The organism is Butyricimonas sp. Marseille-P2440, from assembly GCF_900091675.1.
GTDB lineage: Bacteria > Bacteroidota > Bacteroidia > Bacteroidales > Marinifilaceae > Butyricimonas > Butyricimonas synergistica.
On the sequence record NZ_LT594610.1, the window covers coordinates 1583814 to 1600061 of the forward strand.

The following is a 16248-nucleotide window of genomic DNA, read 5'->3' on the forward strand; positions in this document are numbered from 1 at the left end:
TTTTTAATTCTCAAATCCTGTCAATATTTCACTCGTCAATGTCAATAACTATTTGTTTCATTACATCATTTATCCGCACTTCACATTCCTCGTAATCAGAACATGAAACTACTACTTGTGCGAGACAGTGACTCGAATTTTCGAATTTATGAACGTATTGACCTTTTTCTACAAAAAAGGTCATATCATAGATATAAGGAAATTTCTCTCCCTGGTATGCTATATTCTCCAAAATTCCAGATTTATCAGTAGAAATTACCATTTTTGAAATTCCTGTCATTCTCCCTACTCTCCGTTTATTCCATATTCCCCTAACATCAAGTCCTAATGATGCCGCTACTATCAATTTATAGTAATTCAGACCATAATAAATACCGGTAAGTTCCGGCAAGCAATTAGCGCCTGCCCGTCCGGAAAGTTCCAGAACATATATATTCCCATTCTCCTCGATAAAATCTATATTCACGGCACAATTATCCAACTCCAATGCAAAAATTGCTTTTCGAGTTTCCAATTCGATTTTCTCTCGCATTTCCACATCACAATCAAAAGGGACATAATGTCCGACAGGAACTGCCGTTGCGGCGTAATACAACAAATCACCATGAGGCATGACAAACAACAACTCCCCATTGACAACAAATGCTTGCGCTCCAAATTCCCGTCCCTGCAGAAATTTTTCAACTATGAGATAATCCTTTTTAGTATCTTGCATCGCTTTACGGAATCCGGACAAGGCTTCATCACGATTTTCCGCCTTGTATATTCCTTTACTACCGGCTAGATCCGTTGCTTTAATGATAACAGGGTAATTCCCTACCTCCTCGACAGCCTTTATCAACTCCTGTTCCGAACCTATTTGCCTAAAAGAAGCTGTATTAACTCCACATGCCTCTAAACGCTGTTTCATTCTGAACTTGTCATTACAAAGTTCGGCAGTCGATTCCGAAAACCCCGGCAAAGAATATTTATCGCACAAGCGTCCCAACGACCTTACCCCCCTATCCAAACAACATGTCGCCACGCCATCAAACACCAATCCGGAAGTCTTGATTTCCACCTCATCCGGATTTACAATATTTGCATAACAAACCTCATCTGCCAATGGCAAACAAGGAGGATTATTATCAGGTAACGTGACTGCAATTGTCGTAATCCCCATCTCGCGAGCAGCCTTGTACAAACCTATTTGCCCGCGTCCCGCTCCCAATACAAGTAATCTTTTATCTCTCATTTTCAAAACTATTGTAAATATTTTTACGAAATAAAACTGTCCGTAGTGTCGCTAAAAATATTTTCAAATCTCCGGAGAATGTGACATGTTCGGCATATATCGCATCTTTTTCCAATTTTTCTTCATTAGATATGGAATTCCTGAAATATGCCTGAGAATATCCCGTAATACCGGGACGTACTTTTAATCGTATCCTTCGCTTCTCATCATACTTTTCAAGCGGTCTGTCTATCGTTACCGGACGAGGTCCGATAATACTCATATCTCCTGTTAGAACGTTGATAAACTGAGGTAACTCATCAACGGATGTTTTACGCATAAACTTTCCAATCTTAGTTATACGCGGATCATCAGGTGAATTATATGTTGAATTGTCTTCGTTGCGAATATCCGGAGCGTTTACCACCATGGAACGCAATTTATACATATTGAATATTCTCCCGTGACGTCCCCTGCGCTTGGCTAAATAAAACACACAGCCCTTGTCTTCAATATAAATAAAAGGGGCAACTATCAATATAACCAGAAACACGAACGGAAGAACACACAACGATACCAGAATATCCAACAAACGTTTAAAAAATTTATTATACATGGTTATTTATTCTATTTCAAAGTGAATCAGCGGTATAGCTTTTTCACACGACACCATAATTTCATCACTCGTATCACCTTGAACGATAATATACGCTACTCTGTCCAAACTATTACGCACATCCGGTACAACCTCTCCGATATGTTTCAATAAACCGACCTCGAATACCCCATCTACCGCTTCTGCCTCAGCTATTCCGGACACAGATTTTAATCTCCCTGATTTCGGTTGCAAAAAATGTATGGCAGAAAATTTTTCATATTTTTTCTCGATATCAGGAACCTCACCTATAGCACATTTGATATTGGCTGTAACCATATCTATACCAGTTGACAATGGTACAAGATGAGTCGTTATAAAATCTCCACCTAACCTTGCCCCGATTTCCACAACTTTGGGACCAGTAGCAGTATATTTAATTTCAGTATGCGAAGGACCATTGTTTATTCCCAATGCCTCTACTCCCATCTTCGCAACACTTGCTATATATTTCAATTTTACTGTATCATACCGAGAGGGTTGCGTATGTCCCATCTCCACAAAATATGGCTTCCCGGAAGTAATTTTATCCGTAATTTGAATTATATTACAAACCCCGTGAATACTTATACTTTCTACACTAAACTCATCTCCCTCCATATATTCCTCCAAAAGAATTCTGCCATCCCTGCTATATTGTTTACTATAAGCATACGCCTCCTTCAAATTTGCTAGCGAAAAATCAGTAACCAACTTTATCCCCCTATTACCGGAATTATCTGCCGGTTTCACGATAAATTTTTCTACAAAATTTTTAGAAGCATCATAAAATTCATTCCACTCACGAACTATATAAAATTCAGGGATAGGTACACCGCACTTTTTCAAACACATCCTCATTTCTGCCTTATTTGTCGCATTCAATGCTGTCTGAGGTGTAATACCGGGTAAATTCAAATCCTCGCAAACGGCTGCTACTGTCTGCATAGGCATATCTGAAGCGAGCGTCATGACACCATCTATACAGTACTCTCGAGCAGCCTCTATAACCTTAGAAGTATCTATCGTACTGATTAGAAGACCTATTACTCCATCTTCCTTAAAACCAATTGCTTCAGGATTCATATCAACAACGATAACTTCAAGCCCCATTTTTTTAGCTTGCTTGATTGCAGGAAGTTGAAGGAGGCTTCCACCCAAAATCATTATTTTTTTCATTTCAACATTATTTTCAATGATGAATCATATCAAACTCCCGCTTCGCCAAAATATTGAATACTTCCGATACCAAACCAAAATCCGCTTCCTGTCCCACCTGCCGAAAACTTTCGATTCTTTTATCCTCTTCCCGCTCCACGCTCACCCGCAAACGAGCCCGTTCCTCCTCCAGCCGTTTATAATCCTCCCCGGGCAACATCATTGCTCCCACGGCGTCACCGTACAAGCAAATGGTATCCCACCACGATAACAACACGCCACGGTCTCCGCCACGAATATATCCCAACGCCTCCGTCACCAAACGCCCCGCAAGTTCTCCGCACTCCTCGTCTCCGGCAAAATAGTAACAGTTACACAACAAACGACAAATATTAGGCGTACGGCAAGGCAACGAGATCTTCCCGTTCCCACGTGACGACAGTATCCGGTACGCTGCATCCAAACCATTTCTCAAGTATCCCAAATCAGAGTACAACTGGTAGACATCCATCTTGTCCGCCGCGTAACCCGCCCGGGTATCCACTGGAATATCATCACCTTGTAACTGCCCGGGATACAAGTGAACGATCGATTTCGCCCGCTCGTGAATATCACCGGGACTACCAAAATCACGCTCCAGCCACGGGTACACCCGCACCATCGAGTACACCGTCAGGTAACCGTGCAGCAAACCCGACAAGCTCGCCGGGGAATACGACCGGGGATCAAGATTGTCCAGTTGCCTGTACAAATCGTGAAACAAACCTTTTTCCATCTGTAATTTTTGATTTACAACGTCAGATTTATGATTTTATAAATCTTAAATCTATCCATTCGCTACTCTATTTTTTCAAGGAATGAACCCGGGATGTAAGACGTCGCAATCGACGCCACCCCCTCCAGGCGGATCACCACCCGCTTATGACCTCGCAAACGAACCAACTCTCCTTCCAGCCCCACCAATGGTCCTTTAATCACCCTAACCCGGTCACCCCGCTTGAGGTCTTTATTCAATATCTCGATACCCTCGGGAGAGAAATCCAACAGGAACATGAAATCTTCCATCTGCTTGTCGGGAACGACCAGGGAACCACGTCCCTCGATATCTTTCAGGTAAACCATGTTCAGGGAATACTCGTTAAGCAAGGAGAAACTTGTCATCTTGTCCGTGCGGATAAAAATCATACCGTGAATCAAAGGGACACGAATAGTTTTTCGACCAAGAGAAGTATCCCGGACTTGCTCCTCCAGAGGAAGAAAATTCTCGATTCCCAACCCGTCCAGTTTCTTCTTGATCAATAATTCCTGATTTACCCGTGTGTAAGCGACATACCAATGTATTTTTTTATCCTCGATCATGTAAATTCTATTCTATCAGCCGATCGGATACGCTTCGCGCACTAACCCTATTACCGGTTCTGATTTATTGCCATGTGTTTCACGCACCTCACTTAAACAGCACTATGTATTATAGATGCACGAAATCTGTTGCGACAAACGATATTTTATATCAAAAAACCATCATTTATTGACACAGCAAAAAAGAACTCTTGCGAGTAATCGCCAAAAAAACTAAACATCTGGTTGCGAGAAATAAAAATTATTATTCGAAATATTTGCGATAAACAAAAATGCTGTATATTTGCACCTCAATAAACGATCGTTTATTCACCCCCGGATCATCTCTCGAGTCAATTAATTGTCAAATAGATACAACACCCTACATCCACCCCAAGTACTGCTTTGCTTTACCTTGCCCTACCACAAAAACCATACATGTACCCATCACAAACGAATCATGAACGCAAATCCACGTTTATGCTACGGCCATGATTCGGCCATGATTCGTTTTTATGGTAGCGAAAGGATAGACTTAGGATAGCGAAAAGATCACTCATCCAATAAATCCGGACGCAACCGCCTTGTACGTTCCAAAGCCTGTTGTTCCTGCCACTCGTCAATTAAAGCATGATTCCCCGACAGCAATACTTCCGGCACACGCCAACCGTTGAATTCTGCCGGACGGGTGTACACGGGCGGGGCAAGCAGGTTATCCTGAAACGAATCCGTCAGGGCGGAAGTCTCATCACCCATGGCTCCCGGCAATAAACGCACAACGGCATCCGTCATAATACAAGCGGGCAACTCCCCTCCCGTCAACACGTAATCGCCCACGGAAATCTCCCGGGTAATCAAATGCTCCCGGATCCGGTGGTCGATCCCTTTATAATGCCCGCAAAGGATCATGATATTTTCTTTCAAAGACAACTCGTTTGCCGTCTTTTGATTAAACGTCGGGGCGTCCGGCGCCGTGTAAATAATTTCATCGTAGTGCCGTTGGGAAGCCAACTCATTGATACAATCAAAAATCGGCTGTACAGCCATCACCAAACCGGCATCACCGCCGAAAGAATAATCGTCTACCTTCCGGTGCTTGTCCTTCGACCAATCCCGTATATTATGGATATGAATCTCCACGATACCCTTCTCCTTTGCCCTCTTGATAATCGAATGATTCAAAGGACTTTCCAGTAATTCCGGTACAACACTTAATATATCAATGCGCATAACAATTGAAAATTGAAAGTTGAAAGCGACAAAGATATAACAATAAAAACAAAAAAGAACTACTATATTTGCCCATCGAATTTATTACATGGCAAAAAATTGATTATCTTTGTTATATAATAAAACACAAAAAATCATGGGAAGCGAAGGTTTACTGGAACGCTATATTAATCCCTACACAGACTTCGGTTTCAAGAAGTTATTCGGTACGGACATGAACAAGGATTTATTAATCAGCTTCTTGAATGCCTTGCTACACGGGGAACAATCGATAAAAGATATTACTTACCACTTGGATACGCAAGAGATTGACAGACGTGCAGTATTCGACGTGTATTGCGAAAACGAGCAAGGAGAGAAATTCCTCGTGGAGATGCAAAAAGGTGAGCAGCAATTTTTTAAAGATCGTAGTTTGTTTTATTCGACATTTCCCATTCGGGAACAAGCCGTGAAAGGGAAAAGTTGGGATTACGAACTAAAAGCTATTTACACGATCGGTATCCTTAATTTTACTTTTGACGACAAGGATAATTATTACCATCATGAAGTAAAATTACTAGATACTCGCACGAAAGAAGTTTTTTATGACAAACTAACGTTCATTTACCTCGAAATGCCCAAATTCAACAAGAGTGAATTGGAGTTGGAAACCATGTTCGATAAATGGATGTTTGTGCTACGGAATCTTTCAGGACTCATGGAACGCCCGGCTGCTCTACAGGAACGAGTTTTCGAACGCCTTTTCAAAGCCGCTGAAATTGCCGGATTCAGTAAACGGGAACTGTACGAATACGAGGATAGCCTAAAAGTCTTTCGGGATTGGTACAGCGTGGTTAAAACTGCTGAAAAGAAAGGGCATGTAAAAGGTTATGAAGAAGGAGAAAAGAAAGGCTTCAAAGAAGGAGAAAAGAAAAAGCAACAGGAAATAGCCCGAAATTTAAAAACGATGGGATTATCGCCAGATGCCATCATAAAAGCAACAGGTTTATCTTCCGGAGAAATTGAAGAAATATAAATGCCTATCAAGATAAATAAAATAAATCAGCCAACTAAGTCAAAGAAATTAGTTGGCTGATTTAATCTAATGCAGAATCCTATTCACGGCTACATTTTTCAATTATTTCAAGTAATCCTCGAAATAATTCGTCACCTTCTGCATCAGATGGATTCGGTCACGTCCCATCACGTTGTGCTCCGCGCACGGGTAAGGGAAGTAATCCACTTGCACGTTATTCTTGATACATTCCCGAATAAAACTTAAACTCTGTTCCCATACCACCACCGGATCGACAGCTCCCTGGCAGATCAATAATTTACCTTTGAGGTCTTTAGCTTTAGCTATCAAACTGGTTTTAGCGTATCCTTCCGGATTCTCCTGCGGGGAATCCATATAACGCTCGCCATACATGACCTCGTACCATTTCCAGTCGATCACCGGTCCCCCGGCGACTCCCACTTTATAAATATCGGGATAGTTGGTAATCAACGAAATGGTCATGAAACCACCGTAACTCCAACCGTGAACACCGATACGGTCGGCATCCACCCACGGGAAGGATTTCAACCACTCGATACCTTTCACCTGGTCTTTCATTTCCACCTGTCCGCACTGGCGGTGAATCACTTCCTCGAAAGCCTTTCCGCGATTGGGAGTACCATGGTTATCAATGATAAACACCACGTAACCGTGTTGAGCCATGTACATTTCCCACATCCGGATATTGGCATTCCAGATGTTAGTTACCATTTGCGCGTGCGGTCCCCCGTACACGTAATGAATTACCGGGTATTTCTTGTTCGGATCAAAATTCATCGGCTTTATCAAACGATAGTATAAATCGCTACCATCATCCGCCTTTATGGAACCCAAAGTAACTTCACCATAATTGTAGTTTTTGTTCGGGTTTTCCACTTCCTGAATCCGACGAATCACTTTACCGTTATTGGTTGCCAAATCAACGTTACGCGGAACCTTTACACTACTGTAATTATCAATAAAATAACTGCAATCCCCACTCATGCTGATATTATGCCAACCTTCCTCGGGAGTCAAGCGAGCTTTCTTACCACTCTTCACGTCTACCCGGAAAAGCTGTTTTTCCACCGGAGATACTTCTGAAGAAAGATAGTACACGTATTTTCCGGCACGATCCATATCCACGTAAGCCACGTCCGCATCGACATCGGTCAAACGTTTAATCAACTTGCCATTCACGTCGTACAGGTAAAGATTGAAATAACCGTCCCGGTTATTTGTCTCGTAAAGGAACTGCTTCGGGTTATTCTTCATGAATACCAACCCGTTTTGCGGCTCCACGTAAGTATTGGATTTTTCCTCGAACAATGTGGCGATTTGTTTCCCGGTAGAGGCATCGTACTTGTTCAAACGCATATGATCCTGTCCCCGGTTTAACACCTGAATGTACACGATATCGGATTCCGGCGCCCACGTGATCCCCGTGAGGTACTGTTCCCGACCGAAATCATTCACATCCAGAAAGACCGTACGACCGGAAGCGATGTCATAAACACCCATCGTTACCAGCTCGGATTTCATTCCAGCCATCGGGTACTTGATTTCTTTCAAACTCCCGGTGCGGCTATTGATATCCAACAAAGGGAAATTCGTCACCTCGCTCTCGTCCTTACGATAGAAACCGAGTTTCTTACCGTCTGGCGACCAGAATATACCTCCCGAGATCCCGAACTCATTACGGCTAACAACCTGACCGTTCACGATATTTTTATCCTCGTCGGCAGTCACGGTATAGCTGTTCCCCCGTTCATCCAGGTAATACAAGTTATTATCCACCGTGTAGGCATACAAATTACCCGCCTTCGTGTAAGTTTGATTGGCAGCCCCCTTCGGGAAAGAAAAAGTATGCTTCAACTGCTTTTTCTCCACGTCAATATGATAGATATTTCCTTGACGGGCTATAACGATCGTGTTGCCGTCTAGCCAAGAAAAGTTAGGAAAACCTTTCAGGTCGGCATTCAAAATCTTGTTCAACTCTGCAACTGTCAACAGAACAGTCTTTTCACCCTTATCGGCAGACTCTCCCATGAGCCCCTCCCGATCGAGATAAGTGTATTGATTCTTATCCCCTTGCCACTGGAAATATTTCGACCGGGGGTACAGGTGATACCCTACCACAGCCTCTTCCATGGTCAACACTTTCTCCTGTGCGTTCAAACCGAACATCATACTCAATCCGATTATCGTCAACAATGTTTTTTTCATTCCTTTCTTTTAGCTGTTATTTATACATTATTCTTCAATTGTAAATTCATCTCGATCCTCCAGAACAGGGAATTTATCACGAAACTCTTCCAGCGCCTCCAGGTCTATATCGGCTTGACGCACTTCATCGGCATAAGGTTCACACGCCGCCAGTACCTCCCCCCTGGGGGAGATCACCATGGAATCGCCCGAGTAACGCAACCCGATACCATCCTCGCCCACACAATTCACACCCACCACGTAACACTGGTTCTCGATAGCCCTCGCCTTTAGCAAAATCTGCCACGGCTCCCTCCTGGCTTCCGGCCAATTGGCAACATAGACAGCCATATCATACTCGGAAGTATTGCGGCTCCACACGGGAAAACGCAGGTCATAGCAAATAAAAGGAGCGATCTTCATTCCCTTGTATTCAAAAACCAACAACTCGTGTCCGGCGGTGAAATGCTCATCTTCCTTGCCCATCGTGAAACGGTGCCTTTTATCGTAATGCAACACACGCCCGTCCGGGAACGCCGCCAAAAGACGATTGAAATAATGCCCGTCTTCATAGCAAATGGTCGATCCCATGATTAAAGCATCCTTCTCATCCGCCCAATCCTGCATACATTGGTTCACGGCTTCATAAAAAGGCGCCACTTGCCCTTTACCCGCCATCGTGAAACCGGAAGCAAACATCTCGGGCAACACGATGATATCCGCCCCATTCACTTCACTCAAACGTTTGTTAAAAAACTTCAGGTTCAACGGAACATTTTCCCACTCCAAGCGTGCTTGTACGATTGCTACCTTCATAATCATTTTATTTTCTGATACAACAATATTCCCGTTCTATACCATTACTAATCACCCGCCGAGAAATTTTCCGGGTGACGAGGATGGGCATCCTTGTACGTTGACATGATGTACTTCAAATCCGCATCCGGGTCACCCGTGGGAATAAAACGAGGTCCCCAGGTACAATATTTATCTTTATAATCTATTCTTCCCAAATAAACGGGCACTCCCGCCTCTTTAGCGATCACCAGAAATCCTTTTTTCCATTTCTTCCGCTTCTTGCGGCTTCCCTCCGGGGTGATCGTCAAATACATCTCATCCCTCTTTTTAAACTCTTCCGCCATACGCTCGACAAGATGGTTTTCCTTGTTTCCCCGGTCAACAGGAATCACGTGCATGGCCTTCAATATCAAACCTAAAGGAAAAAAGAAAAATTCTTTCTTCATTAATATATAAGTGGGGATGCCATAACTCATGAACGTGAGTTTTCCCCAGATAAAATCCATGATGGAGGTATGTGGCACGGATATGACCACCGCCTTCTTGTCCGTGGGTAAACTTCCCCTGAGCTTCCACCCGAAAATCTTTAATATCAGACGTGCGATATATTTCATAATCTTTCTCTTTTACAGAAAACCTGCCAAAGTTAGTACATTTCCCCCGAATATAAAATCATATCTCATTTATTCAACGATTTCTTTGCCGTTTCAAAAACAATTACTACTTTTGCCGAGCGAAAATTTAGCCTCAGGGGTACACCAAGCGGAGAAACACCCACCCCATGGTATTAACTTTAAAATGAATTAGAACAATGTACGCAATTGTAGAAATCGCAGGACAACAATTCAAGGTTGAAAAAGACCGTAAAGTCTATGTTCACAGACTGGCTGCAGAAGAAGGCGCTCAAGTAGAATTTGACAAAGTGCTTTTAGTGGACAATGAGGGAGAAATCAAAATCGGTACTCCAGTAGTAGAAGGAGCCAAAGTTACGGCAAAAGTATTATCTCACTTGAAAGCTGACAAAGTGATCATCTTCAAGAAAAAGAGAAGAAAAGGATACTGCAAAAAGAACGGTCATCGTCAATGTATGACTCAAATTCAGATCGAAACGATCAACGCTTAATTTATTTTGTAACTTCTAAAATTATAAGACGATATGGCACACAAGAAAGGAGTCGGTAGCTCTAAGAACGGTCGTGAATCAGAAAGCAAACGATTAGGAGTAAAAGTTTTTGGTGGACAATTCGTGCAAGCTGGTAGCATTATTGTTCGTCAAAGAGGAACTGTACACAACCCGGGATTGAACGTGGGATTAGGTAGAGATCATACCTTATTCGCTTTGATCGACGGAAAAGTTGTTTTCAAAAAGAAACAAGACAACAAATCGTACGTTTCTGTAGAAGCTATTGCTGAGTAAACAGAAATTATGAACATATTTAAACTCCTGTCCTTGGCAAAGTACAGGAGTTTTTTTTATTTTTACAGCCCGAAACAAGAGTACTCAAAAATAGATTCTTGCTTTCGTAAATGAAAATCTTAAATTTAAAATCTAAAATTAGTCGAGATGCTAAACCTTAAATTTATTCAGGAAAACAAAGAAACGGTAATCCGTAAATTAGCCGTGAAAAACTTTGATGCCAAAGAATTAGTTGAGAAAATCATCTCTCTTGACAACGAGAGAAAAAACCTTCAAAAAGAATCAGACGACAAACAAGCCGAAATGAACAGCATCTCGAAACAAATCGGCTCGTTGATGAAAGAAGGGAAAAAAGAAGAGGCAGAAGCCGCCCGTGCCAACACAACCCGTTTGAAAGAAGAAATTGCAGCCCTGACCGCCAAGCATAACGAAACCTTGAACGAGTTGAACACACTTATCGTGCGCCTGCCAAATTTACCCCACGACTCCGTGCCTCCCGGAAAAAGCGATGCAGACAACGTGATTGTCAAAGTTAGCGACAATATACCCGCCCACGAGGAAGGACAACTCCCCCACTGGGATCTGGCAAAGAAATACCAATTGATCGACTTCGAGGTTGGGGTTAAAATCACCGGAGCCGGTTTCCCCGTGTACAAGGGACTGGGAGCACGCCTGCAAAGAGCCTTGATTTATTTCTTCCTCGAAGAAAATATCAAAGCCGGATTCGAGGAAGTGCAACCGCCTCTCGTGGTGAACGAAGACTCCGGGTTCGGAACCGGACAATTACCCGACAAAGACGGGCAGATGTATTACGTGAACGAAGACAAACTTTACCTTATCCCCACGGCAGAAGTTCCGGTAACCAACCTGTACCGGGATGTGATTCTCGACGCAGACCAGTTGCCCGTGAAAAATACAGCCTATTCGGCTTGTTTCCGCCGGGAAGCAGGCTCATACGGCAAAGACGTGCGCGGCTTAAATCGCCTACACCAGTTCGACAAAGTAGAGATCGTGCAGATCACTCGCCCGGAAGTTTCTTACGAGGCTCTCGACGGTATGGTGAAACACGTGGAAGGATTGTTGCAAAAACTGGAATTACCTTATCGTATCGTTCGTTTGTGCGGTGGCGACCTGAGTTTCACTTCTGCCCTCACCTACGATTTTGAAGTATATTCCAAAGCACAGAATCGCTGGTTAGAAGTAAGCTCCGTCTCCAACTTCGAGGAATACCAGGCAAACCGCTTGAAACTGCGTTTCCGGGAAAAAGGTGAAAAGAAAACCATTATGGCTCATACCCTTAACGGCAGCGCACTTGCCTTGCCAAGAATCGTGGCTTCCTTGCTGGAAAACAATCAAACCCCTGAAGGAATCCGTGTACCCGACGTCCTACGAGGATTCATGGGAACGGATTACATCAAGTAAAAGATAAGAACTAAAAACTAAAAGATAAGAGATAAAAGGTCATTCCCGCTTAAAGAAACCTTTTTCAGGATAGGCACGTAAGATTCACTTTAAACTTTTATCTTTTAGTTTTTAACTTTTAACCCGACCTATGCGATTTATCTACAACACCACATTTCACGTCGAAGAAGAAATAGAGGGAGCATTCAGAAAAGCGATCCGTGAATTTTATATTCCTTACGTCAAAGCCAAAAGCGTATGCTGTGATGTCCTATTCACCAGGATACTAGTAAACGAAGAAGAAGGAAAATCCTTCTCGTTACAACTTGTTTTCTCTGTTGCTGATGATTACGCGGTCTTCATGGAATTGTACAAAGAAAAATTACTGGGAGTATTAACCGAAATGTTCGGTTCTAATTTACTTCATTTCAGTACAACTTTGGAAGAAGTATAAAATCCAAAGGATTTTGTGTACCTTTGTACATGAAATAAACGTGTACACCTTCGATCAATGGAAAAACTAATCATGGGGATTGACCCCGGAACGAACTTTATGGGATACGCTATTCTCCGTACTACCGGGAAGAATAGTAAACCGGAACTTGTCGTATCGGGAGTCGTGGACATGAAAAAACTCGATGACCCTTACCTAAAATTACAACGTGTATTCCAACGTACCCTGCAAGTCATCGACTCCTACCACCCCGACGAACTCGCTATCGAATCACAGTTTTACGGGAAGAATATTCAATCCATGCTCAAACTGGGACGGGCACAAGGCGTAGCCATTGCTGCCGCACTTCAACGCGATATCCCGATCTTCGAGTATGCCCCGAAAAAGATCAAAATGAGCATCACCGGAACAGGAGAGGCATCAAAAGAACAAATCGCTATTCTGCTAGGTAAATTTATGGTTATGCCCGACACGATTTCCACATTGGACGAAACGGACGCCATCGCCATTGCCTACTGCCATCACCTGCAAGGTTCACTCCCGACAACAGGCAGCTCCAAATGCAAAGGTTGGGGAGATTTCATCAAGCAAAATCCGGACAAGGTTTTGTAAAGCAATAAATTGCTTTACCCCCCCCATAACCTAAAACAAATAGGGTCATCGCTTTCGCCATGACCCTATTTTCAATGCAAAGTCAAACAATTTTAATCAACAATATTCAAATAAATCGTTTCTTGTGCATAAGGATAAAACTCTTTATCTGTCCGAGCTTTTTCCTTCAATTGTGAGTCAAGCTGGATTGCTTTTTGCAAAGCCACAGCCATCGTCTGCGTATCTTTCAATCTAGCTGCAGCTATAGCCATCATGTAGTATTCGTATCCGGAAGTCAGATTCAAACTCTTCAGAGTAGACAAGGCTGCACGATTATCATTAGCCATCAACTGCGCGTAAGCCAAGTTAATATTCGGCATCTCTTTCAAGTAAGGAATAGCTTTGCTATACTCTTTCTGTTGCAATAACAGCATACCTAAATTATACTTAGCCTCTTTCTTAATGGACGCCTTCGTGTACATATTTTGAGCTTGTGCATTGTTGCCCTCGTTCTGGTAAACAATACCCAAGTTATTAAACACCTCCGGTTGATCTTTAATCACGGCAGCCGATTCCAATAACTTCTTCGCTTTCCGGTAATCCTTATTCTGGATAGCCGAGGCAGCCAAATCATTCAATAAATTTATATCGGTCTGTGCAGACAATACAGAAGTTTCCTGCAATTGAGGAACATAGTAAGCGGTTGCCTGATCCTCTACCTGCATCACAGCGGGTACCGTGTAGAATATAAAGAAATCAGCCCGGCGGAGAACAGGAAGAACAACATCTTTCAATTCCGGTACAGTCTTGATATAAGACTCGAGCACGGCTTCACGTTTTGCCAAATTCGAAGCAGCCTTCAAATCTTTCACGATCGTTGCTTTATTCTTTATGTTAGAATCATCCAACAACAGATACAAACCATCCCAATTCTCGTTTACCAGGTTAGACACGATAAACTTGGCATCTTTTGCCATCGGCGTATTTGCCAAACCAAGGTCTTTCTCGAAGAAAGTCTTCGCGGCCTTGAAACGGTTTGTTGTCAAATTCTTGTTCAATCTTTCCGGTCCTTCGGGGGAGCTGGAAACATACATAATCATGTTCGTGATCTTGGCATCCTTATTAGCCAACACTTCCTTCATCACCTTAGTCGCTTGGGACATCACGGTTGATTTCTTTTGAGCATCCGTGATCGCAGATTGTGCCAACGGGAACAAAACATACCCACTAACAACACCCACTCCGGTAGCGGGAACGTCTTTCACGAAAGTTTCCGTGAACAACGGGATAGCGTTAGGATTACTGGGTAAAGAATAAACGTAAGATTTCCATTCTTTCACACCATTCGTGTTCAAGATAGCAGGTGTAAAATCAACACTCTTATTACCCATGATCGCCTCGATATCAGCTATCAAGATCCCCTTTTGCATACCGTCACGGTACGGGAATGAAAGGTTATAAGTTGCCATCGTGTTACCCTTGTATTCTACCACCGGATAATCTGTGCCTCTCACCTTCTCTCCTTGGAAATAAAGCGGTTGCATAGCTTCTTCTCCTCCGGGATATTGCATCTTCGGAGTCACTTTCAAAATTAACTTCTTATAAAACTGCTTGGGAGCGAAAGCAACATTATAATTAAAATTCACCATTCCATCCACCGCCGTCAACTGCTGAGGTGAGACCTTCCCCACTACTGCCGTTTCGATGGCTTCTCTCTCCAACTTCTTCATGGTATTACATCCCACCATCAAGAAAGAAAGCATCAAAATAACTCCACTAGTCAATAAAGATAATTTTCTCATTGTTCTCTTTTTTTGGGTTCAACTTATTCCATTCATTAAAAATGTTCATATTTTTCAATTCATATCTTCTATAACGATTTTTATTGAATAAGGTTTTTTATCTTTGTCAAAACTTTTAGAGCAAAAGAGTTCAATTCACAATTATTATGGAAGAAACTGTTAAACCGATATATATAGAAGAACTTTTTAAGAGTAAAAATCCCAAGTTAGCCCGTTGGATTCCCAAATTCATTTATTCATTCTTAAAAAGATTGATTTGTCAAGACCAGATTAATGATTTCATCTCCAAATACGGCGACCACAAAGGGTTGGACTTCGCCGACGGAGTAATGGAATACCTTGATCTATCTTTCAAAATCGAAGGTGAAGAAAATCTCCCCGATCCCAACGGACGATACATATTCGCAGCAAATCACGCTTTGGGCGGACCGGACGGCATCATTCTGATTCACTACCTGGGAAGAAAATATAGTCCTTTAAAATTCCCGGTAAACGACTTGTTGATGAATCTGAAGAATTTGAACAATATTTTCTTGCCGGTTAACAAACACGGTGGATTAGCCAAGGAGGCCGCTGCCGATCTTGAAGCCGCCTTTGCTTCCGATGCACAGGTAATCACCTTTCCGGCAGGTATGGTCAGCCGGAAAACCAAAGGGGTCATCATCGATCCCGAGTGGCAAAAGAGTTTTATCGTGAAAGCCGTGAAATACCATCGTGACATTGTTCCGATACGGGTAAAAGGACAGAATTCCAAATTCTTCTATAACCTCGCTAATTTCAGAACAAAAATAGGATTGAAAGTAAACCTCGAAATGATGTGCCTTCCCAAAGAAACATTCAATAAAAAAGGCTCCACTTTCACGTTAAGTATCGGTAAACCTATTCCCTGGCAAACCTTCGACAAAAGTAAAACCCCCAAGGAATGGGCAGAACAAGTGAAGAAAATAGTTTACAGCTTATAGATTTAAATTGCGTATTGACAATCTAAAATT

The 16248-nt window shown here is 42.6% G+C and carries 17 protein-coding genes; 7 read left to right on the forward strand and 10 right to left on the reverse strand.

Going from position 1 to position 16248, the window contains the following annotated elements; genetic code table 11:
- Positions 1 to 28 precede the first annotated feature (28 nt).
- The 6 genes from BN8899_RS17665 to trmD all read right to left on the reverse strand — a co-directional run bounded on the left by BN8899_RS17665 (position 29) and on the right by trmD (position 5573).
- Entirely contained in the window at positions 29 to 1234 is a 1206-nt protein-coding gene (locus tag BN8899_RS17665) for an ATP-grasp domain-containing protein (RefSeq protein ID WP_065220373.1), read from the reverse strand.
- A complete protein-coding gene (locus BN8899_RS17670) occupies positions 1224 to 1829 on the reverse strand; it encodes a sugar transferase (RefSeq protein ID WP_065220374.1) in 606 nt (201 codons plus the stop codon). Before BN8899_RS17670 ends, BN8899_RS17665 begins: the two co-directional genes overlap by 11 nt.
- A gap of 6 nt (positions 1830 to 1835) precedes the next feature.
- A complete protein-coding gene (locus BN8899_RS17675; protein ID WP_231932414.1) occupies positions 1836 to 3026 on the reverse strand; it encodes an ATP-grasp domain-containing protein in 1191 nt (396 codons plus the stop codon).
- Between the two features lie 13 nt (positions 3027 to 3039).
- Positions 3040 to 3780, reverse strand: coding sequence for a hypothetical protein (locus tag BN8899_RS17680; RefSeq protein WP_065220375.1), 741 nt, complete (start codon positions 3778 to 3780; stop codon positions 3040 to 3042).
- A 62-nt stretch (positions 3781 to 3842) separates the two neighbouring features.
- Complete coding sequence (locus tag BN8899_RS17685) at positions 3843 to 4364, reverse strand: UpxY family transcription antiterminator (RefSeq protein WP_018336195.1); 522 nt, start codon at positions 4362 to 4364, stop codon at positions 3843 to 3845.
- A 531-nt stretch (positions 4365 to 4895) separates the two neighbouring features.
- Entirely contained in the window at positions 4896 to 5573 is a 678-nt protein-coding gene (trmD, locus tag BN8899_RS17690) for a tRNA (guanosine(37)-N1)-methyltransferase TrmD (RefSeq protein ID WP_018336194.1), read from the reverse strand.
- 136 nt (positions 5574 to 5709) lie between these two features.
- Here trmD and BN8899_RS17695 point away from each other — a divergent pair, with 136 nt between their 5' ends.
- A complete protein-coding gene (locus BN8899_RS17695) occupies positions 5710 to 6588 on the forward strand; it encodes an Rpn family recombination-promoting nuclease/putative transposase (RefSeq protein ID WP_065220376.1) in 879 nt (292 codons plus the stop codon).
- A gap of 102 nt (positions 6589 to 6690) precedes the next feature.
- Here BN8899_RS17695 and BN8899_RS17700 read toward each other — a convergent pair whose 3' ends face one another.
- The 3 genes from BN8899_RS17700 to BN8899_RS17710 are packed head-to-tail and all read right to left on the reverse strand — an operon-like array spanning position 6691 to position 10205.
- Complete coding sequence (locus BN8899_RS17700) at positions 6691 to 8814, reverse strand: S9 family peptidase (protein ID WP_065220377.1); 2124 nt, start codon at positions 8812 to 8814, stop codon at positions 6691 to 6693.
- Between the two features lie 27 nt (positions 8815 to 8841).
- Complete coding sequence (locus BN8899_RS17705) at positions 8842 to 9609, reverse strand: amidohydrolase (protein ID WP_065220378.1); 768 nt, start codon at positions 9607 to 9609, stop codon at positions 8842 to 8844.
- A 47-nt stretch (positions 9610 to 9656) separates the two neighbouring features.
- Positions 9657 to 10205, reverse strand: a complete 549-nt coding sequence (locus BN8899_RS17710; RefSeq protein ID WP_018336190.1) for a 1-acyl-sn-glycerol-3-phosphate acyltransferase — start codon at positions 10203 to 10205, stop codon at positions 9657 to 9659.
- 197 nt (positions 10206 to 10402) lie between these two features.
- Between BN8899_RS17710 and rplU the strand changes: the two genes are divergently transcribed.
- From rplU to ruvC, 5 genes are all read left to right on the forward strand, one after another.
- Positions 10403 to 10714: a 50S ribosomal protein L21 gene (rplU, locus tag BN8899_RS17715; RefSeq protein WP_018336189.1), complete on the forward strand. Its 312-nt coding sequence runs from the start codon at positions 10403 to 10405 to the stop codon at positions 10712 to 10714.
- A 33-nt stretch (positions 10715 to 10747) separates the two neighbouring features.
- The gene (gene rpmA / locus BN8899_RS17720; protein ID WP_018336188.1) at positions 10748 to 11008 is read left to right on the forward strand and encodes a 50S ribosomal protein L27; all 261 of its coding nucleotides are present in this window, start codon (positions 10748 to 10750) and stop codon (positions 11006 to 11008) included.
- Positions 11009 to 11155: 147 nt separating this feature from the next.
- A complete protein-coding gene (gene serS / locus BN8899_RS17725; protein WP_018336187.1) occupies positions 11156 to 12430 on the forward strand; it encodes a serine--tRNA ligase in 1275 nt (424 codons plus the stop codon).
- A 130-nt stretch (positions 12431 to 12560) separates the two neighbouring features.
- A complete protein-coding gene (locus BN8899_RS17730; protein ID WP_018336186.1) occupies positions 12561 to 12863 on the forward strand; it encodes a DUF4286 family protein in 303 nt (100 codons plus the stop codon).
- A gap of 57 nt (positions 12864 to 12920) precedes the next feature.
- Positions 12921 to 13475, forward strand: coding sequence for a crossover junction endodeoxyribonuclease RuvC (gene ruvC / locus BN8899_RS17735; RefSeq protein WP_018336185.1), 555 nt, complete (start codon positions 12921 to 12923; stop codon positions 13473 to 13475).
- A gap of 92 nt (positions 13476 to 13567) precedes the next feature.
- Here the strand turns inward: ruvC and BN8899_RS17740 are convergent, their stop codons facing one another.
- Positions 13568 to 15256 carry a tetratricopeptide repeat protein gene (locus BN8899_RS17740; protein WP_065220379.1) on the reverse strand — a complete coding sequence of 563 codons (1689 nt, stop codon included), beginning with the start codon at positions 15254 to 15256 and terminating at the stop codon, positions 13568 to 13570.
- Positions 15257 to 15402: 146 nt separating this feature from the next.
- On the opposite strand from BN8899_RS17740, the gene BN8899_RS17745 reads away from it, so the two are divergent.
- Positions 15403 to 16218 (forward strand): glycerol acyltransferase, encoded by an 816-nt coding sequence (locus tag BN8899_RS17745; RefSeq protein WP_082987119.1) that lies wholly within the window; start codon positions 15403 to 15405, stop codon positions 16216 to 16218.
- Positions 16219 to 16248 lie beyond the last annotated feature (30 nt).